The sequence below is a fragment of the Methylobacterium sp. genome, from assembly GCF_019745455.1.
Classification (GTDB): Bacteria; Pseudomonadota; Alphaproteobacteria; order Rhizobiales; family Beijerinckiaceae; genus Methylobacterium.
In genome coordinates this window covers 14101-40165 of the sequence record NZ_JAIETD010000024.1, presented here as the reverse complement: position 1 = coordinate 40165, position 26065 = coordinate 14101, and the positions used below count along the sequence as shown (strand labels likewise).

The following is a 26065-nucleotide window of genomic DNA, read 5'->3' as shown; positions in this document are numbered from 1 at the left end:
CAGCGCAGGGGTCTTGAAGTCGGCGGGCCGATCCATCCCGAAGGTGGACCGGCCCCGCCGGATATCGGCTGGATCGCCTTGATCTAGGATCAGACGGCGAACAGCAGCAGCAGCGCGACGAGCAGCGAGAAGATGCCGAGCGCTTCCGTCAAGGCGAAGCCGAGGAGCAGGTTGCCGCGCTGGCCGTCGGCAGCCGACGGGTTGCGCAGTGCACCGGCATAGAACTGGCCGAAGAGGTTGCCGAGGCCGATGGCGGCACCCGCCATTCCGAGACAGGCCAGGCCGGCGCCGATGTACTTGGCGGCTAAGGGATCCATCAAAGTGCTCCTGAGGTCGGTTCAGTTCGTTGCGTGGACAAAATCCGGCCGCGACGCGGACCGGGGACGGAGAGAAAACCCGGCCTTTAGTGGCCGGGATGGAGGGCGTCGCTCAGGTAGATCGAGGCGAGCGTCGCGAAGACGTAGGCCTGCAGACCGGCGACGAGGAATTCGAGAGCCGTGACCGCGACGCTGAGGGCCAGCGGCAGGGGCGAGATAACCCCCCAGGCGCCTGCGGCCAAGAGCGCCGGCACGAAGCCTGCGAAGATCTTCAAGGCGATGTGGCCGGCCAACACGTTGGCGAACAGACGGACTGCGAGGCTGATCGGGCGCGAGATGAACGAAACGATCTCGATCGCGACGATCATCGGCATCAGCCAGCCCGGCACGCCCGACGGCACGAAAACCTTCAGGAAGCCAGTGCCGTGAGCCATGAAACCATAGACGATCACGGTGGTGATCACGAGGAGCGCCAGCGCGAAGGTGACGATGATGTGGCTCGTCACAGCGAACGCATACGGCACCATGCCGAGCATGTTCAGCACGAGTACGAACATGAACAGCGAGAAGATCAACGGCATGAACCGCTCTGAGCCGTGTCCTGCGGACTGGCGCAGGGTCGAGCCGATGAACTCGTAGAACATCTCGGCCACCGACTGCATCCGGCCCGGCACCACCGATCGGTTCGCTGTGGCGACGATGGTGAGCAGCGCGATGATGCCGACGGCCGCGAACATATAGAGGGCCGACTGGGTGAAGGCGATCTCCTGGCCTCCGATATGACCGAACGAGACCAGCGGCTTAAGCTCGAACTGGTGGATCGGATCCATCTTTACGGCCATTGCCGCTCCCGTCCTTCTACAAACCCGGCGCGTAACGCGCCCGCCATGGTCGAGCCGCCATGCGGCGACGATCCGGTTCCCGTCAAGGATCCCGTTTCTTCGTCTGCGGCTTCGAGAGCGATCCCGAGACGCGCATGACATTGTAGATGCCGGTCGCGAAGCCCAGCATCAGCAAGAAGATCAAACCCCAGGGTTTCGTCCCCAGGTAATGATCGAACATCCAGCCGAGAATGCCTCCCGCCAGGACGCCCGCGATGAACTCCGTGGAGAGCCGCATCGCTTGGCCGAGGGGCGAAGGCCCGTTCGAAGAACCGGGACGCGACGAAAGGGCGGGATCAGCACGAGGCTGCTTCCGCTCGATCTGCGTCTCAAGACGTTTGAGCCTCTTGGCGAGGTCGTCGTCTCTTGCCGTATCCGGAGATGTCCCCCGCCCGTCGCTTGGTTCGTTGCCGCTCACGGCGATAACTCACGTTGACGAGAGCGAGGGGAACCAGCCGGTGCGCCCCCTCAAGCGCGGCGCAACATAGTTTCGCCCATCTTGAGTGTCAAGGCGCCGAACGATCGCCTTAAGCCACTGATCCAGTTCGAAAATATCCGACTTCCGGAGCCGGTAAGAGAAAGCCTTCCCGCTGTGGCCGCCCAACACCTTTGCGCGGCTAGGGCCACAGCCTCGCGACGAGGATCAGGCGCCTAGGATCGGCTTGATGACCTTTTCCATTCCCTCGATCGACATCTCGCCCTTGAAGCGCTCGCCGTTGATGAAGAAGGTCGGAGTCGAATCGATCTTGTAGGTGTCGAGGCCGCGCTGCTTCACTGCGTTCACGGCATTATAGAGCTTCTGGTCCTTGAGGCAGGCCTCGAACTTCTCCTTCGAGAAGCCGGCCTGACGCAGCAACTGCTCGAGCGCGTCGACCGGCGATTGCGGTTTCTGGACGAAAGCCCATGACGCCTGCTGGTCGAAGAGGAGGTCGGTGATCGGATAGTATTTCGCGTCGCCGTCGCATCGGGCAAGCATGAAGGCCGCGGTGGCGAGCGGGTCGAGCGGGAACTCGCGCAGGGTGAAGCGGACCTTGCCGGTGTCGATGTACCGCTCCTTGAGCGCCGGCCAGGTGACGCGGTGGAAAGCGGAGCAGTGCGAGCATGTCATCGATGCATACTCGATGATCGTCACCTTGGCGTCCTTCGGACCGAGCCAGACATCGCCGAGCGGACCTGGATCCATCAGGGTCGAGAGGTCGGCGGCAGGCGCCGATTGCGCCAGGGCCTCGAGGGTCAGGCGCGGAAGGATGGCCGCCGCTCCGACGGCGAGACCGGCATATTTGATGGCGTCGCGACGGGTGATCATGATTTCGACGGGCTCCGCTCGCAGATCCAGTTCATCGGCCTGCGGTAGAATCCCCAGCATGATCTGACAAGGCGTCAGGCGTGACGCCGCTTCGATGCGCCGCGCCGGTCCACGATCGATTTGGGAGTGATTTTGCTCCTCGATATTACCAGCCGAGCATGGCGGTCACTGCGGCGGCGCGGCGGGGATCATCCGGCGGCCGGCACTCGCAGAGATCGACGGAGTCGCCGCAATCGCTGCACCACTCGGCGTAGTCGGAGTCACGAAGCGCTCGAAAAGCAGCTGATTGTCGTGCGCTGTATAAAATATCCGATGCGTGGACGACTTGACCTTGAGACATGAAATCAATTCTTCCTGAGGACCGATTTCATTTCTACAGAACCGAAGAGGGCGAAGCGAATAATCGACTGCATTGAATTTGATGCATTTGGCGGCCAAAGATACATGCCTCCTATTCTCTGCGCGCATATGCGATCGGATCCATGCAGTCATGCGTCCGGCGAAAGTGGGAAAGCTGTAGCAAAACCTACGTATCGTCTCGACGCCGAGCCGTTGGCACCGGAGTGATCCGCATCGGTCTATTGTCATGTCGTCAAGCCGCTGATCAGGTCCTCAACGACGCGCCGTGTGCGGCGTCGCGACGGCCGCGACGCCGAGACGGTCGAGGGCGTCGCGCAAGGCCTCGTCCTCGATAAGTGAGACTGCGGCGCTGACTTGGCCGTGGAGAATGGGATCGACCGAGGCAGGCGCCGGCCGCCGTGCCGCGCGCTCGATTCGGCCTTGCCGCATGACGATCCTGCCGATGCAGGCCCATCCGTAATGGGCGTTCACCCGCTGGATCACCACCGGAACGAGGTGCTGAAGTTCGAGGGCAAAAGCTCCTTCGACACGCACGATCAGAGTCCCGGGCTCGGGCCGTCCCGCCTCGATCGTACGTTTGCCGCGCGGCCACTCGATTTTCAGCGGCTGACAGAAGCGCGCCAAGCGCTCGCCGACGATATCCGGCCAGACGGCGATAATGTCGGTTGATGCGAAGCCCTGCGCGGCGAAGGCCTTGCCGACACAGGCCTCGATCAACTCGGCGAGCGGCTTGACCCGCGCCATGCGCCCCCCTTCCGGCCTCGATCGATGTCGGACCCTATCATGACGAGGCCGGCGTGCCGACGCCTTCCTCTCCGTGTCTTCAGGTGCTGGCCATGACCTCGGCGGTCAGGCGGTCGCGGAGAGCGGCCTGCTTCTCTCGGACCATGCCCGGGATCAGGAAGGCGTCGATCAGCAGCCAGAGGAAGCCGATGAGGATGAAGAAGGACAGTATCTGCAGGATCGCCGAGACGGGGCGTCCGAGATAGAATCGGTGGCCGGACAGGAAGCCGAGAAAGAACCACAGAGCGTAGGCGAGCACGGTGTTCGGCGCCTCGTTCGTGATCCTCGCCTCAATCAGGATGCGATCCTGGGTGGTGATCATTGTGGCGGCCCTTGCTCTCGATCGGCCAAGCTCCGGTAGCACGTCGGTATCGCGGTGGTCGATAAGGTGTCCGAGAATGTCCGCGGCGCGCTTGGACACGTCCCCGGCTCGGCGTATGGACCGACCCGCATGACAGCGCCCGACGCGTCGACATCCCGGCCCCAGGCCCCCGATCTTCTCGCCTGGTACGACCGGCACCGCCGCGTGCTGCCGTGGCGGGCTCTCGCCGGAGAGACGCCCGACCCGTATAGGGTCTGGCTGTCCGAGGTGATGCTTCAGCAGACCACGATTGCTGCGGTGAAGCCCTACTTCGCGCGGTTTCTTGACCGCTTTCCGAACATCGAGGCCTTGGCGGAGGCACCCGAGGAGGCCGTCATGTCGGCCTGGGCCGGCCTCGGCTATTACTCCCGGGCGCGGAACCTTCATGCCTGCGCTAAGGCGGTGGCTGCGGCCGGGGCGTTCCCCGATACCCTCGACGGCTTGCGCAAGCTGCCCGGCATCGGCGCCTACACCGCGGGCGCCATCGCGGCAATCGCGTTCGACAGGCCCGAGGCGGCTGTCGATGGCAACGTCGAGCGGGTCGTCACCCGCCTCTTCGCCATCGAAACGCCGATCCCCGCGGCTCGGCCGGCGATCCGGTCCCTGACGCAGGAGATCGTCCCGGAGAAGCGTCCGGGCGACTTCGCGCAAGCGCTGATGGATCTCGGCTCCACCATCTGCACGCCCAAGCGCCCGGCCTGCGCCCTCTGCCCGTGGATGATTCCGTGCCGTGCCCGCGCCATCGGAATGCAGGAGACGTTTCCACGAAAGCTCAAGAAGGTACCGGGCGTCGCACGCTACGGGGCAGCCTTCGTGGCGATCCGAACCGGCGACGAGGCGATTCTATTACGGACCCGTCCCTCCGAGGGGTTGCTTGGCGCGATGGCCGAGACGCCGACGAGCGCGTGGACGCCTGATTATGATCCGGCCCAGGCGCTCCTCGATGCGCCCCTCGATGCGCGCTGGAAGCGTCTTCCGGGCCGGGTGCGCCACGTCTTCACGCATTTTCCGCTTGAACTGACCGTGTTTACCGCCCGTGTCGGGTTGTCGACGAGCGTCCCGGCCGGCATGCGATTCACGCCGAGGCGCGACCTCGAAAGCGAGCCGTTGCCCGGCGTGATGCTCAAGGTGATCGCCCACGCCTTCGATCCGAAACCCGAACCGATCAAGGCCGCGCGGAGCCGCCCGAGGCGCGAGCCCGGCGAGGCTCCGCTCCTCGTCATTGAGACGGCCGAGGCGGTGAGCCCAGTTCGCTCGGTGCCGAAGCCGAAGCCACGCGAGAGGCTCGCAGTCGCGGTCTCCGACGGCGATGAACCCGACGAGCGCAATGTCGAGTCGCCCTCGTCCATACCGGCCCGCAGGCGATCGAAGGCGAGGGGACGCCGTACCTGAGGCGCCCCGCATATGAAAGAGGCGGCTCAGGCGGCGGATCCCATCGCCGCCCGCATCTTGGACCGGAACACGTCGATCACGACCGGCTTGCCGTCTCGCTTGGCGTGCCAGAAGTCCCAGCCGTTGCAGGCCGGAAGACCTTGGACAAGTGCTCCGATCTTGTGGATCGAGCCGGTTGCCGGACCCGCCATCAAGGTTCCGTCCGGGCGAACCATGGCGCTGTGGCGGCCGCGAGCGTCCGTTAGCATCTCGCCGGGCCGGATATGCCCGGCTTCGAGAACGCTGAGAAAGGCGACGCGCGGCTCGGCGCGCTTGGTCGGCGCCACCAGCAGGGCGGCAGTGGAGAGCGGCTCGACGGCGTCGATCCGGGCGCGGGCGGCGTTCGCGTAGACCGTCTCGCGCTCGATGCCGATGAAGCGGCGACCGAGGCGCTTGGCGACGGCGCCGGTGGTGCCGGTGCCGAAGAACGGGTCGAGGATGACGTCGCCGGGATTGGTCGCCGATAGGATCGTCCGGGCGAGCAAAGCTTCCGGCTTCTGGGTCGGATGGACTTTCTGGCCGTCGTCACCTTTCAGGCGCTCGTCGCCGGTGCAGAGCGGAATGAACCAGTCCGAGCGCATCTGGACGTCGTCGTTGCCGCCCTTCAGCGCCTCGTAATGGAAGGTGTAGCCCTTCGAATCCGCCGAGCGCGAGGCCCAGATCAGGGTCTCGTGGGCATTGGTGAAGCGCTTGCCGCGGAAGTTCGGCATGGGGTTGGCCTTGCGCCAGACGATGTCGTTCAGGATCCAGAACCCGAGGTCCTGCAGTGTGCCGCCGACACGGAAGATGTTGTGGTACGAACCGATCACCCAGAGCGTCGCGTTCGGCTTCATCACACGGCGGGCGGCGGTGAGCCAGGCCCGGCTGAAGGCGTCGTATTGCGCAAAGCTCGAGAACTGGTCCCAGTGGTCGTCGACGGCGTCGACTTGGCTCTGATCGGGACGCAGCAGCGACCCTTCTCCGAGTTGGAGGTTATAGGGCGGGTCGGCGAAGACGCAGTCGACGCTGGCTGCCGGCAGCGCATTCATGGCGGCGATGCAATCGCCGACGAGGATTTCGTCGAGGGGAAGGCGAACGGCGGGTACGAGACCCATCCGTGGCGCCGACACGAGCCGCCCGGTACGCGAGACACTTTTCCGGGCGGCGGTGCCGGCAACCACGGTACGCGGGGAAGCCATGGCAAACACCGGTTACGCGACTGACAAAGCGACCTTGCGGCCGTTAAGGTAAAGGTCGAGTTTCCGGGTTGGGAAAAATATGTCTCGCTTTGGATCGGCAAAATTTGCCTACCGAAGGCTAATGGTCTGTTAATGATCGAGAACGCGCGATCGTGAGCTTTAAAATTGATGGTCGCCGCACTGATTTCAGTCTTTCTAAATCTTCGAAACATTTCAGCGCTTCTATTATGCGCCTCAGTGGCTATGTCGATTGGACCATCGGCGTCGTGAACTGAACCCGATTTTCAACCTGGCAGTTGGCGCTCGCACAAGGCGCCTCACTTCTCCGCCAGCCTCCGACGGTACGAGATGCCTTCGTTCGTATCTGGCCTGTTTGGATGCGCCTGACGTCTCGCCATGCTTGGTCACAGCCCCCCGGTTCCGACCCCCCGGCGCCTCAAGCGACAGGCCGAAGCGAACAGGGGGACCGGCTCGAACCAAAGTTCGGAGGAACAATCGCAAGCTCTGGGCAAGCCCCCCGATGCACGCCGACACCGTGCCGCCGATGACATTGGGCTCCGCTCTGGACGCAGGGCTCGGTTTCGCTCGACGCTGGCTGGGCCTCACGCAGCCTCGGCCCGGACCTACGATCAATACTGATGGCAGCTGTCATCGCCGTATGCGGGCGGCATGTCGTATAGAATAATGATTCCATCAATCTGAAGGAAAACTTATATTATATCCATGCCAGCGGGCGGCCAAGAATGTGTCGATCTGGGTCATAAATATGGCGTCTTATTTTGGCCGTCATCTGCTTCCTTTTGCGCCTTCTCCACAACAACGCAAGGTAATGCGTGTGAACAAGAAAGTTGCTGGCCGGACCACGGCCATGTCCGCGACGATCCTTGCCCTCGCTGCCATCGCGCAGCCTGCTGCAGCCCAGAGCGGCGCTGCCTCCTGGTATGGATCGGGGTCGCGCACCGCGAATGGCGAACGCTTCAATCCGAACGGCATGACGGCCGCGCATCGGACGCTTCCCTTCGGTACGCGAGTTCAGGTCAAGAACATCCGCAACGGACGCACCATCGTCGTTCGCATCAACGATCGTGGGCCGTTCGTGCGCGGTCGCATCATCGATCTCGCCCGCGGCTCCGCTCGTGCGATCGGGATGGGCGGCGTTACGCATGTCGCGCTCAGCGTCGTGAACTGATCCGATTGCGGCCGGCGGGCGTTGTCTCTGCGCCGGCCATCACCATGTCGTGGGCCGTAGCCGGAGTGTGGACCTGCGATGTCGAAACCGCTGATCGTTGAAATCCCGCATGAGCTCGGCTTGGCCGAGGCGCGCAGGCGCATCGCGGAGGGGCTCAGCGGTCTCGACTCGACCCTGAGGAAGGCCGGCATCGCCGTCGAGACGATGACCTGGACCGAGGACAGGCTCGACTTCGCAGTCGCAGCCATGGGGCAGAAGGTCGGCGGGCAGGTCGACGTCATGCCCCAAAGCGTCCGGGTCGAGGTCCGCCTGCCGCTCCTGCTCTCGCTCTTTGCCCAGAAAGTGCAGAAGGCCCTGAGTAATAAGGGGCAGCTCCTTCTGACCAAATCCTGACGTCTTGGAGAGCAGCAGTCTCCGGAACCCAGGTGATCGTTCGTCCGTTTCCGCCGTCCGCTCGTCGGCGGCAGACAAGGACAGCTCAGCGATGTCGAATCCAGGTCCGATCCCAGAGGCTCCGATCCCGGAGACACCGTACGAGCCGCCAGTTACCCCCGAGCCTGGACCTTCTCCAGAGATACCCGGATCCTCGCCGGTCGAGGCACCCGGAGAGCGGCCGGCCGAAATTCCCATCAACGATCCCGGTGTCGGACCTGCCATAACTCCGGATCCGTCGCCGACCGGGCCGGCCAATCCGACGATGTGATCCGACGATGTCAGACGTCGGCGCTGTGATTTGTTCACGGCGTCCGGCACTGCCATAAGCCGGCCCATGGCCGCTCCCCCGCTTCTCACCCTCCAGGACGTCGCGCTCACCTTCGGCGGCACGCCGCTGATCGAAGGAGCCGAACTCGCGATCTCGCCTGGCGAACGAACCTGTCTCGTCGGCCGCAACGGCTCGGGAAAATCGACCCTTCTCAAGATCGCGACTGGCCTACTCGAGCCCGATAAGGGTGTCCGGTTCCTGCAGCCGGGCACGACCATCCGGTACCTCGCCCAGGAGCCGGATTTCTCCAGCTTCGAGACGACTCTCGCGGTCGTCGAGGCGGGGTTGACGCAGGGCGACGACGCCTACCGCGCCCGCTACATGCTCGAGAGCCTCGGCATGACCGGCGCCGAGGACCCGCGCAGTCTCTCGGGAGGGGAGGGGCGCCGTGTCGCCCTCGCCCAGGCCCTGGCGCCCGAACCCGACATTCTGCTCCTCGACGAGCCCACCAACCATCTCGACCTGCCGGCCATCGAGTGGCTGGAGGCCGAGCTCAAGAGCGTGCGCGGCGCTCTTATCCTGATCAGCCATGATCGACGCTTCCTCTCCGCCCTGTCGCGCACGACGGTCTGGCTCGATCGCGGCGTGACCCGGCGGATCGAGAAAGGCTTTTCCGACTTCGAGGCCTGGCGTGACGCCTTCTTTGAAGAGGAGGAGCGCGACCGGCACAAGCTCGACCGCAAGATCGCCGACGAGGAGCATTGGCTGCGCTATGGCGTCACCGCCCGGCGCAAGCGCAATGTCCGCCGGCTCGGTAATCTTCATGCCCTGCGCAAGGAGCGTCGAGAGGACCGCCGTCCCGTCGGCACCGCGACCATGACCTCGACGGAGGCGGAGAGTTCGGGAGCCCTCGTGATCGAGGCGAAGGGTATCTCCAAGGCTTATGGGCCACGCACGATCGTCGACGACCTCTCGATTCGGGTCATGCGCGGCGACCGCCTGGGCATCGTCGGCGCCAACGGCGCGGGCAAGACCACGCTGATCAATTTGCTGACCGGCCAGCTCGCTCCAGATGCCGGAACCGTTCAGCTCGGCACCAACCTGAAGATGAACCTTCTCGACCAGGCCCGAGCGGTCCTCGACCCGTCCATGACCGTCACCGATGTTCTGACTGGCGGCAGCGGCGACACCGTCACGGTCGCGGGCGTCAACCGGCACGTGGTCGGCTACCTCAAGGACTTCCTGTTCGCTCCCGAGCAGGCGCGCACGCCGGTGCGCGTCCTCTCGGGCGGCGAGCGCAACCGGCTCCTCATCGCCCGCGCCCTGGCCCAGCCTGCCAATCTCCTCGTCCTCGACGAGCCGACCAACGATCTCGACCTTGAAACTCTGGATCTGCTGCAGGAGATGCTCGGCGAGTATTCCGGCACGCTGATCCTCGTCAGCCACGATCGCGACTTCCTCGACCGCGTCGTCGGCAGTGTTCTCGTGAGCGAAGGGGAGGGGGTCTGGGCCGAGTATGCGGGCGGTTATTCCGACATGATCGCCCAGCGCGGCCAGGGCGTCGAGGCACGCAAGGCAGCCACCGCTCGGGCCGAACCCAAAGCGAAGGCCGAACGCCCTGCTGAGGCGCCCAAGCCGGGCAAGGCAAAGCTCAACTTCAAGGACCAGCACGAACTCAAGACGCTGCCGGACCGGATCGCCAAGCTCGAATCCGATATCGCCAAATTGCGCGTCGTGCTGGCCGATGCGGAACTCTACGCCAGGGACCCGGCGCGCTTTGCAAAGGCCTCGGCCCTGATGGCGGAGGCCGAAGCGGCCCTCGTGGCAGCGGAGGACCGCTGGCTCGAACTGGAGATGGAGCGGGATGGGACGCCCGCTGCGGGGTCGGCTTGATTTTCCGGCCGAGATTGGCCTTCTAGGCAAATGACCGCGACCCCGGAACCGACAGCCGCCATCCTGCCCTTCGAGGGCCCGGCCATTCGCCACGATTGGACCGTGGCCGAGATCCAGGCGATCCACGATCTGCCGCTCCTCGACCTCGTGCATCGGGCGAGCGTCGTCCACCGGGCGCATAACGACCCGGCCGACATCCAGCGCGCGAGCCTCCTGTCGATCAAGACCGGCGGTTGCCCAGAGGATTGCGCCTATTGCCCGCAATCGGCGCACCACAAGGCGACGGGCCAGCCGCGCGAGCGCCTGATGCCGGTCGACGCCGTCCTGCGCGAGGCCGCCGCGGCCAAGGAGGCGGGCGCCCATCGTTTCTGCATGGGCGCCGCCTGGCGCCAGCCAAAGGACGGGCCGGAATTCGATGCGGTGCTCTCGATGGTGCGCGGCGTGCGCGCCATGGGCATGGAAGCCTGCGTCACCCTCGGCATGCTGACGCCGTCCCAGGCGCAGCGTCTCGCCGAGGCCGGTCTGACCTCGTACAACCACAACCTCGATACCGGCCCGGATTTCTACGGCGACATCATCTCGACGCGGACCTACGCGGATCGGCTCGACACGCTGGAGAACGTCCGTGAAGCCGGCATCGGCGTCTGCTGCGGCGGTATCGTCGGTATGGGCGAGGGCGTCCGCGACAGGGCTGCGATGCTGCAGGTCCTGGCCAACCACGCGCCGCATCCCGAAAGCGTGCCGATCAACGCCCTCGTCGCCGTGCCGGGCACGCCGCTAGAAGGCCGCGCGGCGGTCGATCCACTCGACATCGTCCGCATGTGCGCGACGGCCCGCATCGTGATGCCGCGTGCTCGCGTGCGGCTGAGCGCAGGACGCAAGGAGCTGTCGCGCGAGGCGCAGATCCTGTGTTTCATGGCCGGCGCGAACTCGATCTTCTACGGCGAACGGCTGCTGACCACGGCCAACAACGAGACGGATGCCGACGCCGAGTTGCTCAAGGACATCGGCATCACTGTTGCCGCCCCAGTCCTCGCCGCTGCGGAATAGATCACGAATTCAGGCCGTGTCGCCGTCGGGAACGACGATTCGGAAACAGGCGCCGGAGGTGCCGTCGTCGAGTTCCAGCGTTCCGCCGTTGAGGCTTACGAGCTCGGAAGCGATCGCGAGCCCGAGCCCCGTGCCGCCGGCCCGCATCGAGCCTTGAAACGGCGCGAACAGCGTCGCCCGTGCGTTCTGCGGCAAACCAGGCCCGTTATCGGCGAGCAGGACGACGACTCGACCGCCTTCACCGTCCCTCTTCTGCCGAAAGGCCGTGATCGTCACCAGGGGCTCCACGTCCTGGGCGCCGGCTGCGTCAAGCGCCTGGACAGCGTTGCGGACGATGTTGGTGAGCGCCCGCGAGAACTGCTCGGGATCGACATAAATCGACACATCCGGTTCGGCCCTGACCTCGACGCGCAACCGGGCATCAAGGCTGAGGCCGGCGAGGTCTTCCATCTCGCTGAGCAACGGTTCGACGAGGACGCGTCGGCGCTGCGGGTAGGGTTCCGTCGCCCGCCCATACGCGAGGGTCGCCTCGCAGAATCGGATCGCGCGGTCGAGCGTTGCGATCAGCCGGGGCGCGACGCGCTGAACGATGGGGTCTGCAACGCCCTCGAGGCGGTCGCCGAGAAGCTGAGCCGTCGTAAGCAGGTTTCTGAGCTCATGATTGATCTTGCTGACCGACAATCCGAGGCCGGCCAGTCGCCGCCGCTCGCGCAACTCGCCGGCGAGCGCCCATTGCATCTTCGTGAGAGCCGTCTCCGCCTCGCCGATGGCGTCGCGCCGTCCCGTTGCGAGTTCCAAATGCTCGATGCCTTCAGGATCGTTGGCAAACCGGCCGATATCCCCGGCCAGCTGCCGCATCGGCTGCAGGAAGCTGCGTTGGACGGCGAGCGAGACGAGCCCCGCTACCGCTGCCGCGATGGACAGGAGAGCGACGAGGATCTCCACGGAAAAGGTTTGCAGACTCTCCTGAAGCGGAGCCTCATCGACCAGCAATTCCGCTCGTGTGAACGGCGAGATGTTCGTCGCGATCAGGGCTGTCAGCCTGTGGTCCGTGCTCTCGATCGATAGACGCGTCATCTTAGGCGCAGCGATCCAGACCGGTCGCGACGCATCTGCGAAGAGTAGCGACATTGCCGCCGTAAGCGAGGTCGCGACGTTCTCGGCCGCGATATCGATCCGCTTGAAGTCGGCTGCCTCTCCCGCCGATCCGAGTACCCAGCGGCCGCCTTGACCCTCCAGTGCAATGGCTTTGGCGCCGCTTGCGTCCAGGAAGGCGCGGATACGTTCCTCCTGCGGTCCTGGCCGAACCGATGCCGCATCCATCAGCAGGGATGCCGTTCTCGCGACCGAGGCCCGCTCGAACAGCCATGTCCGCCGATGATTGGCGAGCATCGGGATCGCGACGAGGAGTTCGAGCAGGATGACAGCGGTGAAGACGAGGAGGAACCACCGTCCAGCCTGCGTGAGCCGCGGTCCCACTCCGAGCGACGCGGCAGCGTCCGATCCTTTCGAGAGCGGCTCGCCGACATCTGACACGGTGAGCCCTGAGTTCGAGCCCATCGACATAGTGGCTTGATCTGACTGGATCTGCTGTGTCATCGGCACAGTTCGAAATACCGCTCTATCGAAGGCCCTGACCGTATCAGCCGGAGCATGATCTGGCGCCCGGATTCTTTTCGCACTGCGGCATTATACGGAATCATCGCCATCCGACTTTGATGAGCCATTCTGACTATCGATGAAACCCTGACCTTGGGACGAATAGACTGGAGAACTGGCCCGCACCAGTGGACATAACGTCAGTCCGATCACACGCGTTCTATCGTATTTCGAGACCCGCTCATGCTGCACGCGGACGCCGGCGCCGGACGAACCAGTGGCGAAGGGCCACCGAAGCCAGTGCGAAGACCGCGAGTGCCCCGAGGCCGATCATCGTCCTCGGCGTCAAGAATGCCGTGAGGGCGAGCGCGTTCTCGCAGTCATTGACGGCGGCCTCGATGCAGGCTGCCTTCGCCGCCTGATGCGAAGCTACGACATCCTCGATGGCTGAGCCTGTGGCGGCATAGGCGAAGGCGCCAGGTATCAGTCCGACAAACGTCGCCAGGGCAAAGGTCGGAAGCCTCACCCCGAAGATGGCCGGGGCCAGATTGGTGATCCAGAACGGGAAGATCGGCAGCAGCCGAAGGACGATCACGTAGCCGAAGGCGTCGCGTCTGAAGCCTTCGGCCAGGCCGGCCAATCGCGGCCCGGCCTTACGGAGGAGGATGTCGGCTGCGGCCCAGCGCCCGATCGAGAAGACGATGACGGCGCCTGTCGTGGCCGCGGCGACGGCGACGGCTGCGCCTGCGCCGATGCCGAACAGAAATCCGCAGAGTATCGTCAGGAAAACCGAAGCCGGGATCGAAGCGACGACGCAGGCGACGTAGACGAGCCAAGCCGCCAGCATCGCCTTCGCCGGGTCGGCCTCCACCGCGGCGGCGAGGAAGGTCCGCGAGTCGAGCAGCCGGTCAAGCGTAAGGTATTGATAAGCCCCGGAAGCGACGGCTGCGATCGACAGCGAGACCAGCAGGACGAGAGGAAGCCAGCGAAGCCAATCACGCCGCCGGGCCGGGCCGGGATGGCTCCGCGTCATCGCCGCTCCTCCGACACCCGGCTCTCAGCGCACTTCCCGTCAGCCGCGCTTGCGCATCCGCAAGATCTTGAAGAACCCGCCGGGGAAAGTCGGCGAGACGCCGATGAACTCGACGCCGTTCTTGTGAGCCCAGGCCTCGACGCGGGTCGATTTGAACGCCGACGACCAGCCGATCTTGGTGCAGAGCGGCGCCACGATCTTCTCCACCTTGGCTACAGGCCCTTGTGTCTGCCCGAAATGGTTTGCGAGGACGATTTCTCCACCCGGCCGGACCACCCGCAGGAACTCCGACAACGCACCTTCCGGATCCGGGACCAGAGTGATGAGGAACTGCGCCACAACGGCATCGAAACTGTCATTCGCATAGCCGAGTCGGCACACGTCCATCACCTGCAGGCCGCGGACATGGGTGAGGCCTCGGCGCAGCACCTTTTGGCGGGCGCGCTTCAACATGTCCTCGGACAGATCGACTCCGCAGACGAAGCTGGTCCTTGGATAATAGCCCAGCGACAAGCCGGTGCCGACGCCGGCTTCGAGGATGCGAGGGCCGCAGGCTACGGCTGCCTCGACGGCATCGCGAGCCGCCGGCTCGGTCAGCTTGTCGTAGACCACGTCGTAGACCGGTGCCCATCGCGCATACGCCTTGCGCATCAGCGCCGTGCTCGGACCGGCCTGCGGCTCGCTCAGCATAAAGACCTCTTCGTCGGAGAATGATGGAAGGGATTCAGGCGGCGAATGCGGTTCCTGCCTGCAACGCGTCGATGCGTCGGATAGTGCCGCCGCCGAGCACGCGCGCACGCGGGCCGTCATCTTCGTAGATGACGCAGGCCTGGCCCGGAGAAACGCCGTCTTCCGGCGACGTCAGGACAATATCGGCCTGGCCCGTCACGGCGTTGCAGGAGAGCCTCGCGGGCCGTGGCTCGCGGGTGGAGCGCACGCGGACCGCGACGGCCAAGTCATGGATGGCGGCAAGTGGCGTTGCCCCAAGCCAGTTGACGTCGCCAAGGCGGATGCGGCTGGTTGCGAGGGCCGTTCGCGGCCCGACCACGACGCGCGCTGCTTCGGGTTCGAGCCTGATGACGTAGAGCGGCTCGCCTACCGCCAGACGCAGTCCGCGCCGCTGGCCGACAGTGTAGTGGATGATACCGTCATGGTGTCCGAGAACACGGCCGTCGAGGTCGACGACATCTCCGGGCTTGGCAGCATCCGGGCGAAGGCGCGCGATGACGTCGGCATAGCGTCCCTGCGGCACGAAGCAGATGTCCTGGCTATCGGCCTTGTCGGCGACGGACAGCCCGAACTCGCGCGCCAGGCGCCGGGTCTCGTCCTTGGGCATCTCGCCTAAGGGGAACCGCAGGAAATCGAGCTGCTCCGGCGTGGTCGCGTAGAGAAAGTAACTCTGGTCGCGTGCCGGATCGAGGGCACGGAAGAGCGCGCGGGACGAAGAGCCCGGCGCGACAGGCCGGCTGGCGACGTAGTGGCCGGTCGCCAAGGCATCGGCGTCGAGGTCGCGGGCGAGGCCGAGCAGGTCGCGGAACTTCACCGAGCGATTGCACTCGACGCAGGGGATCGGCGTCTCGCCCGCAAGGTAGCTCTCTGCGAAACGGTCGATGACGGATTCACGAAATCGGTCTTCGTAGTCGAGGACGTAATGGGGAATGCCCAGAGCCTCGGCCACACGGCGGGCGTCGGCGATATCCTGCCCGGCGCAGCATGCGCCCTTGCGATGGGTCGCGGCGCCGTGGTCGTAGAGCTGAAGCGTCACGCCGACGACGTCATAGCCCTGCTGCTTCAACAAGCCCGCCACGACGGACGAATCGACGCCGCCGGACATGGCGACGACGACACGAGTCTCGTGCGGGGCCTTCGGAAGGTCGAGGGAGTTCATCGGGTCTCGGTCGAAGCACGCTGACGAAACGGAGGTTTCGGTCGGTGCAAACCTATATCGATCCTCGCTTCCAAGTTCCAGGCTTGGTTCCGGCGGCGGACATGAGAAGCCAGAGCCACTTGGCTTTTGGATGAAAGGCCTGCGGGCTCGTTCGGCAAATCCTGCCGAGTAGCGGCAGCTTCTCACCTCCCTTGATTGCAGCCTCCCGATACGGCGGCCGATGACATCAATCTTTTCAAGACGTTAGCCGCGACCGTCGATGGCTCGCTCCTTGCTGATGTGATGGGAGATGCAGACCAGGACGACACGGCGATGCGGTTGGGAGAGGTCGAGAACGTCGTGAGCCAGTCGCTCCGCGCTTTGCCAAAAGGCGAGATCGCGATCCGCGCGACAGCTACCGAGCGTCCGCGATTCAGAATCGACGAAGAAGCCAAGGCCGCCCGAGACCGGCTCGACGATGCACGATCGGAGAAGAAGGCCGAGATCGTTCTCGCAGGTCGAAAACGCGAGGACATGATCGTCGAGCGCAAGGCTCAGGCGAGGGCCGTCGAGGCCCATCATAAAACGTCCAGCGTCGATCAGAGCCGTCCGGGCATCCCTTCCGTGACGGGGGCGTCACCATCTGCTGCCGCCGTCCCATCCGCCAAACCGCTCGGTGTGGTGAGGGAAGCTCCGAGTACAGGCGACACGTCGGCCACCGGATCGACGAACGAAGAAGACAAAGCGGGCTCGGAAACGAAGGCTGTCGCTTCGACGGCAGAGGCCGATGCGGCACGAGCCAATGACTACGTCGTGGGCCATTCAGGGCAGACTGTCCCCGGCACCGATCCGGTGGCGATCCCCGAAGCCGCCGGTGATGCCGATCAGGGTCGAAATCGCTCTGGCGATGGGTCTGCCGACTCCGATCACGAGCCAGGCGGCGAGGGCGAGCCGGGCGCACAAAGCGCGCGAGAGAACACGTTGTCGCCATCGGCTCACCCGGGGGCTGCTCCGGCAGCACCCGATCGTGCAGGCCTAATCGGGCCGGTCTCGGCCGGCGATGCCTCGACGGGTGTCGACGGTGTTGGTGGATCGGCGATCGACCGAGCGGCTTCAGTGGGTCGTTCCACGAACCTCAAGGCTGAAGCGATAGAGGACGGTAAGGAAGGGAAAGCCGAAGACTCAGGTGAGGTTGTCGCTTTCCAGAGCGGCGATGCGAAAGCAGCGGACCCGGCTGGAGCCTTGCCGACCGGTTCGAACCCAGCTCCCCAGACTCCGGCCGCCGCACTGTCGCCAGGCTCCGCCCCTGTCCCGCACCAGGGACTGCCTGTTCCCCTCGGCGCCGTACCGATGACAATCGGGCTGCGCTCCCTCTCGGGGTCGAACCATTTCGAGATCAGGCTCGATCCAGTCGATCTCGGGCGGATCGACGTTCGGCTGGAGATCGACAAGGAGCGGGGGACGGTCACGACCAAAGTCGTCGTCGAGCGTCCCGAGACTCTCGCTCTGCTCCGCCGCGACGCAGACAACCTGCAACAGGCACTCTCTCAGGCGGGTCTCGACCCAGGGGCCGGTATCAGCCTGTCCCTCAGCGGCGATGACGCTTCGAGGCAGGGAGCTTCCGGCGACCGGCCCTACGACGGACGCCACACCGACGGCGACGGCCGGCCTGCCGCTCAAACCTCGGCCATCCAGGCCATCGACCTTGCCGCCCCGCGGATGCTGCGCGGGATCGCCGGCATCGACATCAGGATCTGAAGGAGCTTCCCATGACCGCAGGCATCAGTTCCGCCATCGGCACAGCGTCGACGTCATCGACCGGTACGGCGGCCGACAAGCAGGAGATCGCCGGCAACTTTCAGCAGTTCCTCACCCTGCTGACGACGCAGCTGAAGAACCAGAATCCGCTCGATCCTCTCGACACCAATCAGTTTACGCAGCAGCTCGTGCAATATGCCGGCGTCGAGCAGCAGCTCAAATCGAATGACCGGCTCGATTCCATCCTGTCGAACGCGAAGTCGTCGAGCGCCGCCTCGGCCACCGGCTTCATCGGCCAGAACGTCACCGCTGACGGAAGGACGGCTCAGCTGAAGGACGGTTCAGCGACCTGGAGCCTGACGCCGTCGCGTGCCGCCAAACAGGCGACGATCACGATCAGCGACGCGAAGGGCAATGTGGTTGCCACGCAGACCAAGGCGCTCAGTGCCGGCGCACAGACCTTCGCCTGGGACGGACGCTCATCGTCGGGATTCACTTCGGCGAACGGGACCTACTCGATCAAGGTCGACGCTGTCGACGCTACCGGAAGCCGCGTGAGCGTCGACACGAAGCTGACCGGAAAGGTCGATTCCATCGACCTTTCCGGTACCGAACCCGTTCTCCTCGTGGGCAATTCCCGTCTTCCGGTATCGAGCGTGCGGAGCATCGGAACCGGGTTATCCACATGACCCGTTCGGGGATAATTCAGATGCAACCGGTCCGCTTCAAGATATTTTAAGCGGCTGCACTTAGCTTCAAAGCTCGACAGGTCAGTCGAGTTGTAGAGCGTATCATGACCGAACCGCACCGCCCGAGAGTGAAATACGTCATCGGGCCCGATGGAAGCCCCCTGACGATCGCAGATCTTCCGCCGACGACGACCCGTCGCTGGGTCATCCGCCGAAAGGCAGAGGTCGTCGCCGCCGTTCGCGGGGGACTCCTCAGCCTCGAAGAGGCCTGCCAGCGTTACACCTTGACCACCGAGGAGTTCCTGAGCTGGCAGTTTTCCATAGACCAGCATGGTCTTGCCGGCCTCCGGACGACGCGGATCCAGCACTACCGTCACTGACGGATCGACACCTCCAGACATCGTCCCCTTCGGCGGGGCCGGCATCGAAAGCCGCGTTCACGAAAGTGGGCGCGGCTTCTTGGTGTTCGACGCAGGAGGCTTCTGCAGTCTCAGTCCAAGGCCAGACCATGACGCAGCGCCGACCGCGGCCGCGGCGGGCACGTTACGCTGGACGAGGAAGTGGGGTAGTCTCTCCCCCGCGACTACGAGGAAATCCACCGTGCAAACCCGCCGTTCCGCATTCCTCGAAGCTGCGGATCGAACCACGTGACGATGGCGGGGGTCGAGGATCCTTCGGAACGCGGGCGCTCCCGTTGGCGGGCGGTGCTCCGGCGGCTGCCGCTGATCGGCACGTTGATCGGAGTCGTACTCGCGGTCTGGCTCGTCGCCATCAACGATCTGACGGCGATCGGAACCGCCTTCGCTCGCATCGGTCCTTTGGGGCTCATGGCCGTCGTCCTCGTCCGCCTCGTCATCGTCCTTCTCTGCGGCATTGCCTGGGCTCGCATCCTCGACCGTCTGAGCGAGGTTCCGGCATCCCCATTCGTTGTGCTGCGTTTCGTGCGGGAAGGCATCAACACGCTTCTTCCCGTCGCGTCGGTGGGCGGAGACGTAGTCGGCGGCCGCCTCCTGACATTCTGGAGAGTGCCCGGACCCTACGCTGCCGCATCGATCCTCGTGGACCTGCTCATCCAGGCAGTCACCCTCGTGATCTTCGCGCTGCTCGGGGTGGCCCTGCTCATGCAGGTCGAGGGCGAGGCTGCCGCCACGCTCGCGAGCTGGGTGCTCCAGGCGCTCCTCGTCATGGTGCTGGTCCTTGCACTCTTCTTCGGGTTCCAGCGTAGCGGGGTCGTTCGGCGGCTGGCACGAATCGCCAGCGATCTCGGACGCCGCTTCGTGCGCGACGAGGCTCGAGGGGAAGACATCGACGACGGCAAGGCGGCGCAGGGCGACCTGCAGGATGCTATCGACCTGGTCTGGGGCAAAAGCCGTCGCTGGCCCCTTGCCCAGTCGATTCTCATCCACTTCGCGGCATGGCTCCTTGGAGCGATCGAGATCTGGATTGCGCTCTCGTTCATCGGCGTCGAGGGCATCGGGTTGCCGGAAGCGATCGTCATCGAGGCGCTGACGCAGGCGATGAAGACGGCGGCCTTTCCGGTTCCGGGTGGGTTGGGAGTTCAGGAGGGCAGCTTCATCCTCGTGGGCGGCCTGTTCGGCGTCGATCCGGGCACCGCGCTTGCCCTGTCGCTGGTCAAGCGAGTTCCCGATGTGGTGATCGGCATACCCGCCCTGATGCTCTGGCAGAGCCTGGAGGCGCGCCGGGCATCGGTGATGAAACCGGGCTCGCCCTAAGTCTCGCCGATCTCGCTCAAAAGACCCTCGACGAAATCGTTCAGCCCGGTGCGGCGGCTCCGCTTGAGGCGTTCCGCCGTCAGAATGCCCTGAAGCGAACGGAAGGCCTCGTCGAGATCGTCGTTGACGAGGACATAATCATACTCATTCCAGCGCTGGATCTCCATGCGGGCGTTGGCCAGCCGCTTCTCGATCGTGGCGGGGGAGTCCTCGGCCCGGCGCTCCAGGCGACTGCGAAGCTCGGCCATGCTGGGCGGCAAGATGAAGATCGTGACGACGTCGTCGGAGAGCTTCGCCCGCACCTGCCGCGTGCCCTGGTAGTCGATATCGAAGATCATATCGCGGCCGGCGGCCAGCACCCGCTCCACCGGGCGCCGCGGCGTGCCGTAGAAGTTGCCATGGACCTCGGCCCATTCGAGCAGGTCGTCGCGAGAGCGCAGGGTCTCGAAGGCTTCCCGGTCGATGAAGGTGTAGTGCTTCCCGTCGATTTCCGAAGGGCGGCGCTGTCGCGTCGTCACCGAGATCGAGAGATCGAGACCCCAGCTCGGATCGCCGGCGACGGCGCGCGTGAGCGTCGTCTTGCCGGCTCCCGACGGCGAGGACAGGATGAGAATGAACCCGCGTCGCCCGATGGACTGAGCTGCCATTGCCGTTGCGACCCTATTCGACGTTCTGGACCTGCTCGCGGAATTGCTCCACGACGGCCTTCAAGTCGAGTCCGATCCGAGACAGAGCGACGTCACTCGCTTTGGCGCAGAGCGTATTGGCTTCGCGGCCGAATTCCTGCGCCAGGAAATCAAGCTTGCGCCCGATCGCTCCGCCTGTCGCCAGATGCTCACGTGCAGCCACCAAATGGGCGCGAAGGCGATCGAGCTCCTCCCGCACGTCGGCTTTCGCCGCCATCAGCACGGCTTCCTGGTGCAGGCGCTCGGGGTCGAGGCCGCCGGCACCCACCAGAGCGGCGACGTTCGCGGCGAGGCGCTCGCGAACTGCCTCGGGCTGGCGGCCAGGGCAGGTCTCCGCGGCCTCCGTCAAACGCTCTATGGTGGCGAGTTGACCCTCGACGATCTCGCGAAGCTGTCGGCCTTCCGCTCGGCGGGCTTCGATCAGGTCGGCAACCAGCCGGACAACTCCCTCGGAGAGGTCGCGCGCGAGGGCATCGGAATCCGTGATCTGCTCTTCGTCGGATTCGATGACGCCGCGGATCCCCAACAGCCCGTCGAGGCTGGCGGGCGTCACCCCCGCCGGGACAGGAACCTTCGCCACCGCTGCGGCGAGCGAGGCCAGAAGCGCCTCGTTGATCCGCACCCGCGCCGTCGTCTCGGGACGGGTGACGGTGAGGTTCACCTGGCACTGGCCCCGGCTTAGCGTCCGCTGAATGGCCGTGCGAGCCACTTCGCCGATCGCGTCAAAGCCGTTTGGAACCCGAAGCCGGACGTCGAGCCCTCGTCCGTTCACGCTGCGGACCTCCCAGGCCCATTGCACGGAACCCGAAGTGCCGGCGGCGCGGGCGAACCCCGTCATGCTCGACAGGATCATGGCTGCTTGAGAGCCGGCACGGACTTCGCCGAGTTGAGATCGAACGTCTTGTTGCGCAGCGGATCGAGCTTCGTCCCTTCGGACGCGTCGAAGGCCTTCGGCTTCTGTCCCGACGCATCGTTTCCACCGAGGGCGAAGTTCGCGCCGGCCGGCGCATAGGCGGAAGCCTTGTTGCTCACGGCCGATTCAACCGGTGGTTCGACCTTGTCGACTGGTGCGGCATCAGGGTTCGCCGGAGTCTGACGGCTTCGTTCGACCTGACGCCAGCGCGCGACGTTGCGGGCATGCGCTTCCAGCGTCTCGGCGAAGGCATGGCCGCCGGTGCCGTCGGCGACGAAGAACAGGTCCTTGGTCCGAGAAGGATTGGCGACGGCTTCGAGGGCGGCGCGGCCGGGATTTGCGATCGGGCCGGGCGGGAGTCCCTCGATGACATAGGTGTTGTAGGGCGTGGCTCGATCGATCTCGGAGCGCTGGATCCCCCGCCCGAGCGTGCCGCGGCCGCCGACTAGCCCGTACACGATGGTCGGATCGGATTGCAGCTTCATCCGCTTGTTGAGGCGGTTGACGAAGACGCCAGCGACGCGGGGGCGCTCGTCGGCGCGGCCGGTCTCCTTCTCGACGATGGAGGCGAGGGTCACCATCTCGGCCGGCGTCTTGACCGGGACCTCGGCATTGCGACGGGCCCAGATCTGGTTGAGCACCTCGCGCTGCTTGGTTCGCATCAGGTTCACGATCTGCTGCCGGGTCGCGCCACGCTCGAACTTATAGGTATCGGGCAGGAGCGACCCCTCCGGAGGGATCTCGTTGACATCGCCGGCCAGGACGTCGTCGTCGTTGAGGCGGGCGACGATCTGTTCGCTCGTCAAGCCCTCCGGAAAGGTGATCGCGTGCTGTACCTGTCGGCCGGCCGACAGGACGTCGATCACGTCGGACAGGCTCGAATGCGCTTTGAAAGGGTACTCTCCGGCCTTGAGCGCCTTCCCGCTCAGCCGGGCGGCGATCTCGAACATGCCGGTATGGGCGATCACGCCCTCGCGATTCAGGGCCTCGGCAATCTCGCTCGTACCGCTGCGGGAGGGAATGACGACGACCTTGTCGGTCGCTAGTGGCCCCGGCTCGCGCACCTGACGCTGGAACACCGACAGCACGATCATGCTGGCGATCGCGGCGACGACGAACAAAGTGAGAAAGCCGCTGATCGTCCCGACGAGACCGCTGCGGCGGCGCTCGGGGCGTGACGGCGGTGGCGGCGCAGCCGTCGGTTTGATCGCCTCGCTCGGGCTGCGCGGCGAGAGCCGATTAGGAAGGGCCCGCTCATCCGCTTGAGCAGGCGGTGCTGGCGGTTGGCGTCTGCGGAACATGGACATCCTGTGCGGATTTCGAAGGCGCTGCTGCCGCGACTTCGTGAAGTAACCGTACATTCCCGATAGGGTGAAGCACCCAACCCCAGCAAAGTCGACATGCATGGCGCCGGTGCGCCCTATCGGTCAAGCTGTGTCACACCGATAAGACCATGGGAGATTTTTATGGCCAAAAGGCGATGCCGCATGTGGCGGTCCACATGCTCGCGCCGTGTCGGGAGCCGCAACGACCGAACTACGTGATGTGCGGGGTGAGCGATCCGATCGTCGCTTCCGACCTCAAAAGGTCGCCTGTCGACCGCACTGTGACAGCTAAGGAACGTTTCGCCAACAACGACAAATTGGCGTCGCAAGCATCCGGAATGGTGATCCGCTCTCGAGAGCCAGTTCGTTAGGCCTCGACCCTACGCATGACGAGTGATGCGTTCGTCCCGCCAAACCCGAAAGAGTTCGACAGGACGGTGTCGATTCGCTTGCGCTTGGCCTCGTGCGGAACGAGATCGATCTGCGTATCCACTGATGGGTTGTCGAGATTGAGGGTCGGGGGGATCACTCCATCCCGGATGGTCAGGATCGAGAAGATCGCCTCCACTGAACCCGCCGCACCGAGAAGGTGGCCGATGGCCGACTTCGTCGAAGACATCGAGGCGCGTCGCGCCGCGGCTCCGAGCAGGCGCTCCACGGCCTTCAGTTCGAGCTCGTCCCCCATCGGCGTCGAGGTACCGTGGGCATTGATGTAGTCGATCTGCGATGGGTCGATGCCGGCGCGCTTGACTGCGGCGGTCATGCAGCGGAACGCGCCATCGCCATCTGGGGCAGGTGACGTGATGTGAAAGGCATCGCCGGTGAGACCATAACCGATGATCTCGGCGTAGATCTTGGCCCCACGAGCCGTAGCATGCTCGTATTCTTCGAGCACCACCACACCAGCGCCCTCGCCCATGACGAAACCGTCGCGCTCCTTGTCGTAGGGGCGCGATGCACGCCTCGGGTCTTCGTTGAAGCCGGTGGAGAGCGCACGGCACGCGGCGAAGCCCGCAAGAGCCAGACGGTTGACCGGAGATTCGGCACCGCCGGCAACCATCACGTCGGCATCGCCGAATTGGATCAGCCGCGCTGCGTCGCCGATGGCATGCGCACCGGTTGAGCAGGCCGTGACGACCGCATGGTTCGGGCCCTTGAGCCCGTGCGCGATGGATACCTGCCCCGAGGCAAGATTGATGATCCGGCCAGGAATGAAGAAGGGCGAGATCCGACGTGGGCCCTTGTCATGGAGCGTGACGGACGCATCGTAGATGCCGCCGATGCCACCGATGCCCGAGCCGATCATCACGCCGGTGGCGCATTGATCCTCATGGCTTGTGGGATGCCAGTTCGCATCGTTGAGGGCCTCGCCGGCGGCGGCCATGGCGTAGACGATGAACGGATCGACCTTGCGTTGCTCCTTCGGCTCCATCCAGGCATCCGGATCGAAGGTGCCGTCGCTGCCGTTCCCGAGGGGAACGGAGCACGCGATGCGGCAGGCGAGATCCTCGACGTCGAAGGCCGTGACCTTCGATGCTCCGCTATCTCCGGCGATCAACCGGCTCCAGGTGGTCTCGACTCCGCTGCCAAGCGGCGTCACCATCCCCAGACCCGTCACCACCACCCGCCGCATCGCGCTACCCTGAACCATTCCCATCATCGTGTAACGTTGGACGCACGGGGTCGTTCGACCCCGCTCTCGGCGTCTCACGCGTCATCAGGCGGAGTTCTTCTCCAGGAACTTCACGGCATCGCCGACCGTCTGGATCGTCTCGGCGGCGTCGTCGGGGATCTCGACGTTGAACTCTTCCTCGAACGCCATCACGAGCTCGACGGTGTCGAGGCTGTCGGCGCCGAGGTCGTCGATGAAGTTCGCCCCCTCGACCACCTTCTCCGGCTCCACGCCGAGGTGTTCGACAACGATCTTCTTCACGCGCTCAGCGATATCGCTCATCGTTCTTGGTCCTTAGCTATTCGGTCGTGATGATGAAGGCGCCGTGGCCGCTCGTCAGATCCAGAGTTTGTCCGAGGCGGCGTTTGCCCGATCGCGCGTGGTTCTGCAAACCCGCTCTACGCTGATCCGTCAACCCCCAAGCACGGCAGGCGGCGTGGTAGCATAGGGTTCCGGCGCTGGCGAGGGGCCGTTCAGAAGCCATTCAGTGTCGTAGCTTTTGCCGGCTAGTACGGGCCGATGTTCAGGGCGGCGAGTTGTCGGCTGTCGGGTCGCAGACCTAGTACATCGCCATGCCGCCGTTGACGTGGAGGGTCTGGCCGGTGACGTAGCCGGCTTCGTCAGAGGCGAGGTAGACTGTCGCCGACGCTACGTCTCCGCCGCTGCCGAGACGACCCATCGGAACCCGCGAGAGGATGCCTTCGCGCTGCTTGTCGTTGAGCCCGTCGGTCATCGGCGAGGTGATGAAGCCCGGCGCGATGCAGTTGACCGTGAGGTTTCGGGTCGCGACCTCGGCGGCGAGCGCCTTGGTCATGCCGACAAGCCCGGCCTTGGCCGCCGCATAGTTGACTTGGCCAGGATTGCCGGTCGCCCCGACGACGGAGCCGATGTTGATGATGCGGCCGTGGCGCCGCCGCATCATGCCCTTCACCGCCGCACGAGAGAGCCGGAAGGCGGCCGTCAAGTTGACGGCGATGACCGCGTCCCACTCCTCATCCTTCATGCGCAGGAAAAGGTTGTCGCGCGTGATGCCGGCGTTGTTAACGAGGATATCGAGGCCGCCCATGGCGGCTTCCGCAGCCGGTACCAGCGCCTCCACGGCGTCCTTGTCCGAGAGGTTGGTGACCAAGGGATGAACGCGTCCCTCACCCAACTCGGAGGCCAGGGCGTCCAGGGCTTCGGCGCGGGTGCCGGAAATCGACACGATGGCCCCCTGTTCGTGCAGCGCCCTGGCGATGGCACCGCCGAGGCCGCCGGTGGCGCCGGTGACGAGGGCCTTGCGGCCAGTCAGATCGAACATGGGCTGATCTCGCGTTTTGAAGACCGCTCGGAAGGTGC

General features: G+C 65.0%; 27 protein-coding genes. 10 read left to right on the top strand and 17 right to left on the bottom strand.

Annotated elements, in window-relative coordinates; genetic code table 11:
• Window positions 1-89: 89 nt before the first annotated feature.
• From K2Y56_RS04180 to K2Y56_RS04155, 6 genes are all read right to left on the bottom strand, one after another.
• Window positions 90-317 (bottom strand): F0F1 ATP synthase subunit C, encoded by a 228-nt coding sequence (locus K2Y56_RS04180; protein WP_018044493.1) that lies wholly within the window; start codon window positions 315-317, stop codon window positions 90-92.
• 86 nt (window positions 318-403) lie between these two features.
• Window positions 404-1159, bottom strand: coding sequence for a F0F1 ATP synthase subunit A (locus K2Y56_RS04175; RefSeq protein WP_292505437.1), 756 nt, complete (start codon window positions 1157-1159; stop codon window positions 404-406).
• An 82-nt stretch (window positions 1160-1241) separates the two neighbouring features.
• Entirely contained in the window at window positions 1242-1616 is a 375-nt protein-coding gene (locus K2Y56_RS04170; RefSeq protein ID WP_292505432.1) for an AtpZ/AtpI family protein, read from the bottom strand.
• A 225-nt stretch (window positions 1617-1841) separates the two neighbouring features.
• Window positions 1842-2504 carry a thioredoxin domain-containing protein gene (locus K2Y56_RS04165; protein ID WP_292505430.1) on the bottom strand — a complete coding sequence of 221 codons (663 nt, stop codon included), beginning with the start codon at window positions 2502-2504 and terminating at the stop codon, window positions 1842-1844.
• 612 nt (window positions 2505-3116) lie between these two features.
• Window positions 3117-3608 (bottom strand): DciA family protein, encoded by a 492-nt coding sequence (locus K2Y56_RS04160; protein ID WP_292505427.1) that lies wholly within the window; start codon window positions 3606-3608, stop codon window positions 3117-3119.
• A gap of 79 nt (window positions 3609-3687) precedes the next feature.
• Window positions 3688-4068, bottom strand: a complete 381-nt coding sequence (locus K2Y56_RS04155; RefSeq protein ID WP_366848225.1) for a TM2 domain-containing protein — start codon at window positions 4066-4068, stop codon at window positions 3688-3690.
• Window positions 4069-4098: 30 nt separating this feature from the next.
• Here K2Y56_RS04155 and mutY point away from each other — a divergent pair, with 30 nt between their 5' ends.
• The gene (gene mutY, locus K2Y56_RS04150) at window positions 4099-5400 is read left to right on the top strand and encodes an A/G-specific adenine glycosylase (RefSeq protein ID WP_292505425.1); all 1302 of its coding nucleotides are present in this window, start codon (window positions 4099-4101) and stop codon (window positions 5398-5400) included.
• Window positions 5401-5426: 26 nt separating this feature from the next.
• Here the strand turns inward: mutY and K2Y56_RS04145 are convergent, their stop codons facing one another.
• A complete protein-coding gene (locus K2Y56_RS04145; RefSeq protein WP_292505423.1) occupies window positions 5427-6617 on the bottom strand; it encodes a site-specific DNA-methyltransferase in 1191 nt (396 codons plus the stop codon).
• An 868-nt stretch (window positions 6618-7485) separates the two neighbouring features.
• Here K2Y56_RS04145 and K2Y56_RS04140 point away from each other — a divergent pair.
• The 5 genes from K2Y56_RS04140 to bioB all read left to right on the top strand — a co-directional run bounded on the left by K2Y56_RS04140 (window position 7486) and on the right by bioB (window position 11452).
• The gene (locus K2Y56_RS04140) at window positions 7486-7806 is read left to right on the top strand and encodes a septal ring lytic transglycosylase RlpA family protein (RefSeq protein ID WP_292505421.1); all 321 of its coding nucleotides are present in this window, start codon (window positions 7486-7488) and stop codon (window positions 7804-7806) included.
• Window positions 7807-7884: 78 nt separating this feature from the next.
• Window positions 7885-8199, top strand: a complete 315-nt coding sequence (locus tag K2Y56_RS04135) for a polyhydroxyalkanoic acid system family protein (RefSeq protein ID WP_292505418.1) — start codon at window positions 7885-7887, stop codon at window positions 8197-8199.
• Between the two features lie 91 nt (window positions 8200-8290).
• The gene (locus tag K2Y56_RS04130) at window positions 8291-8509 is read left to right on the top strand and encodes a hypothetical protein (protein ID WP_292505415.1); all 219 of its coding nucleotides are present in this window, start codon (window positions 8291-8293) and stop codon (window positions 8507-8509) included.
• A 66-nt stretch (window positions 8510-8575) separates the two neighbouring features.
• Window positions 8576-10402 carry an ATP-binding cassette domain-containing protein gene (locus tag K2Y56_RS04125; protein ID WP_292505412.1) on the top strand — a complete coding sequence of 609 codons (1827 nt, stop codon included), beginning with the start codon at window positions 8576-8578 and terminating at the stop codon, window positions 10400-10402.
• Window positions 10403-10432: 30 nt separating this feature from the next.
• On the top strand, window positions 10433-11452 hold the full coding sequence (gene bioB, locus K2Y56_RS04120; protein ID WP_292505410.1) for a biotin synthase BioB: 1020 nt from the start codon (window positions 10433-10435) through the stop codon (window positions 11450-11452).
• A 9-nt stretch (window positions 11453-11461) separates the two neighbouring features.
• On the opposite strand, the gene K2Y56_RS04115 is transcribed toward bioB, so the two are convergent.
• From K2Y56_RS04115 to mnmA, 4 genes are all read right to left on the bottom strand, one after another.
• The gene (locus K2Y56_RS04115; protein WP_292505408.1) at window positions 11462-13051 is read right to left on the bottom strand and encodes a HAMP domain-containing sensor histidine kinase; all 1590 of its coding nucleotides are present in this window, start codon (window positions 13049-13051) and stop codon (window positions 11462-11464) included.
• Between the two features lie 241 nt (window positions 13052-13292).
• On the bottom strand, window positions 13293-14084 hold the full coding sequence (locus K2Y56_RS04110) for a VTT domain-containing protein (RefSeq protein ID WP_292505406.1): 792 nt from the start codon (window positions 14082-14084) through the stop codon (window positions 13293-13295).
• Window positions 14085-14123: 39 nt separating this feature from the next.
• Window positions 14124-14774, bottom strand: a complete 651-nt coding sequence (locus tag K2Y56_RS04105) for a class I SAM-dependent methyltransferase (RefSeq protein ID WP_292505404.1) — start codon at window positions 14772-14774, stop codon at window positions 14124-14126.
• A 34-nt stretch (window positions 14775-14808) separates the two neighbouring features.
• A complete protein-coding gene (gene mnmA, locus K2Y56_RS04100; RefSeq protein ID WP_292505401.1) occupies window positions 14809-15972 on the bottom strand; it encodes a tRNA 2-thiouridine(34) synthase MnmA in 1164 nt (387 codons plus the stop codon).
• A gap of 312 nt (window positions 15973-16284) precedes the next feature.
• Between mnmA and K2Y56_RS04095 the strand changes: the two genes are divergently transcribed.
• The 4 genes from K2Y56_RS04095 (at window position 16285) to K2Y56_RS04080 (ending at window position 20131) form a co-directional block, all read left to right on the top strand.
• Window positions 16285-17709, top strand: a complete 1425-nt coding sequence (locus K2Y56_RS04095; RefSeq protein WP_292505399.1) for a flagellar hook-length control protein FliK — start codon at window positions 16285-16287, stop codon at window positions 17707-17709.
• A gap of 11 nt (window positions 17710-17720) precedes the next feature.
• On the top strand, window positions 17721-18398 hold the full coding sequence (locus tag K2Y56_RS04090) for a flagellar hook capping FlgD N-terminal domain-containing protein (protein ID WP_292505396.1): 678 nt from the start codon (window positions 17721-17723) through the stop codon (window positions 18396-18398).
• Window positions 18399-18502: 104 nt separating this feature from the next.
• A complete protein-coding gene (locus K2Y56_RS04085; protein WP_055885701.1) occupies window positions 18503-18778 on the top strand; it encodes a DUF1153 domain-containing protein in 276 nt (91 codons plus the stop codon).
• 273 nt (window positions 18779-19051) lie between these two features.
• Window positions 19052-20131, top strand: coding sequence for a flippase-like domain-containing protein (locus K2Y56_RS04080; RefSeq protein WP_292505691.1), 1080 nt, complete (start codon window positions 19052-19054; stop codon window positions 20129-20131).
• On the opposite strand, the gene gmk is transcribed toward K2Y56_RS04080, so the two are convergent.
• The 6 genes from gmk to fabG all read right to left on the bottom strand — a co-directional run bounded on the left by gmk (window position 20128) and on the right by fabG (window position 26027).
• Complete coding sequence (gmk, locus tag K2Y56_RS04075; protein ID WP_292505385.1) at window positions 20128-20778, bottom strand: guanylate kinase; 651 nt, start codon at window positions 20776-20778, stop codon at window positions 20128-20130. The two genes, K2Y56_RS04080 and gmk, sit on opposite strands and share 4 nt — an antisense overlap.
• A gap of 13 nt (window positions 20779-20791) precedes the next feature.
• Window positions 20792-21670, bottom strand: coding sequence for a YicC/YloC family endoribonuclease (locus K2Y56_RS04070; RefSeq protein ID WP_292505382.1), 879 nt, complete (start codon window positions 21668-21670; stop codon window positions 20792-20794).
• Window positions 21667-23031, bottom strand: a complete 1365-nt coding sequence (gene mltG / locus K2Y56_RS04065) for an endolytic transglycosylase MltG (protein WP_292505379.1) — start codon at window positions 23029-23031, stop codon at window positions 21667-21669. The genes K2Y56_RS04070 and mltG overlap by 4 nt, the downstream gene beginning before the upstream one ends.
• A 391-nt stretch (window positions 23032-23422) precedes the next feature.
• Window positions 23423-24688 carry a beta-ketoacyl-ACP synthase II gene (gene fabF, locus K2Y56_RS04060; protein ID WP_292505689.1) on the bottom strand — a complete coding sequence of 422 codons (1266 nt, stop codon included), beginning with the start codon at window positions 24686-24688 and terminating at the stop codon, window positions 23423-23425.
• 84 nt (window positions 24689-24772) lie between these two features.
• Window positions 24773-25009: an acyl carrier protein gene (locus K2Y56_RS04055; protein WP_018044468.1), complete on the bottom strand. Its 237-nt coding sequence runs from the start codon at window positions 25007-25009 to the stop codon at window positions 24773-24775.
• Between the two features lie 277 nt (window positions 25010-25286).
• Window positions 25287-26027, bottom strand: coding sequence for a 3-oxoacyl-[acyl-carrier-protein] reductase (fabG, locus tag K2Y56_RS04050; protein ID WP_292505376.1), 741 nt, complete (start codon window positions 26025-26027; stop codon window positions 25287-25289).
• Window positions 26028-26065: the final 38 nt, after the last annotated feature.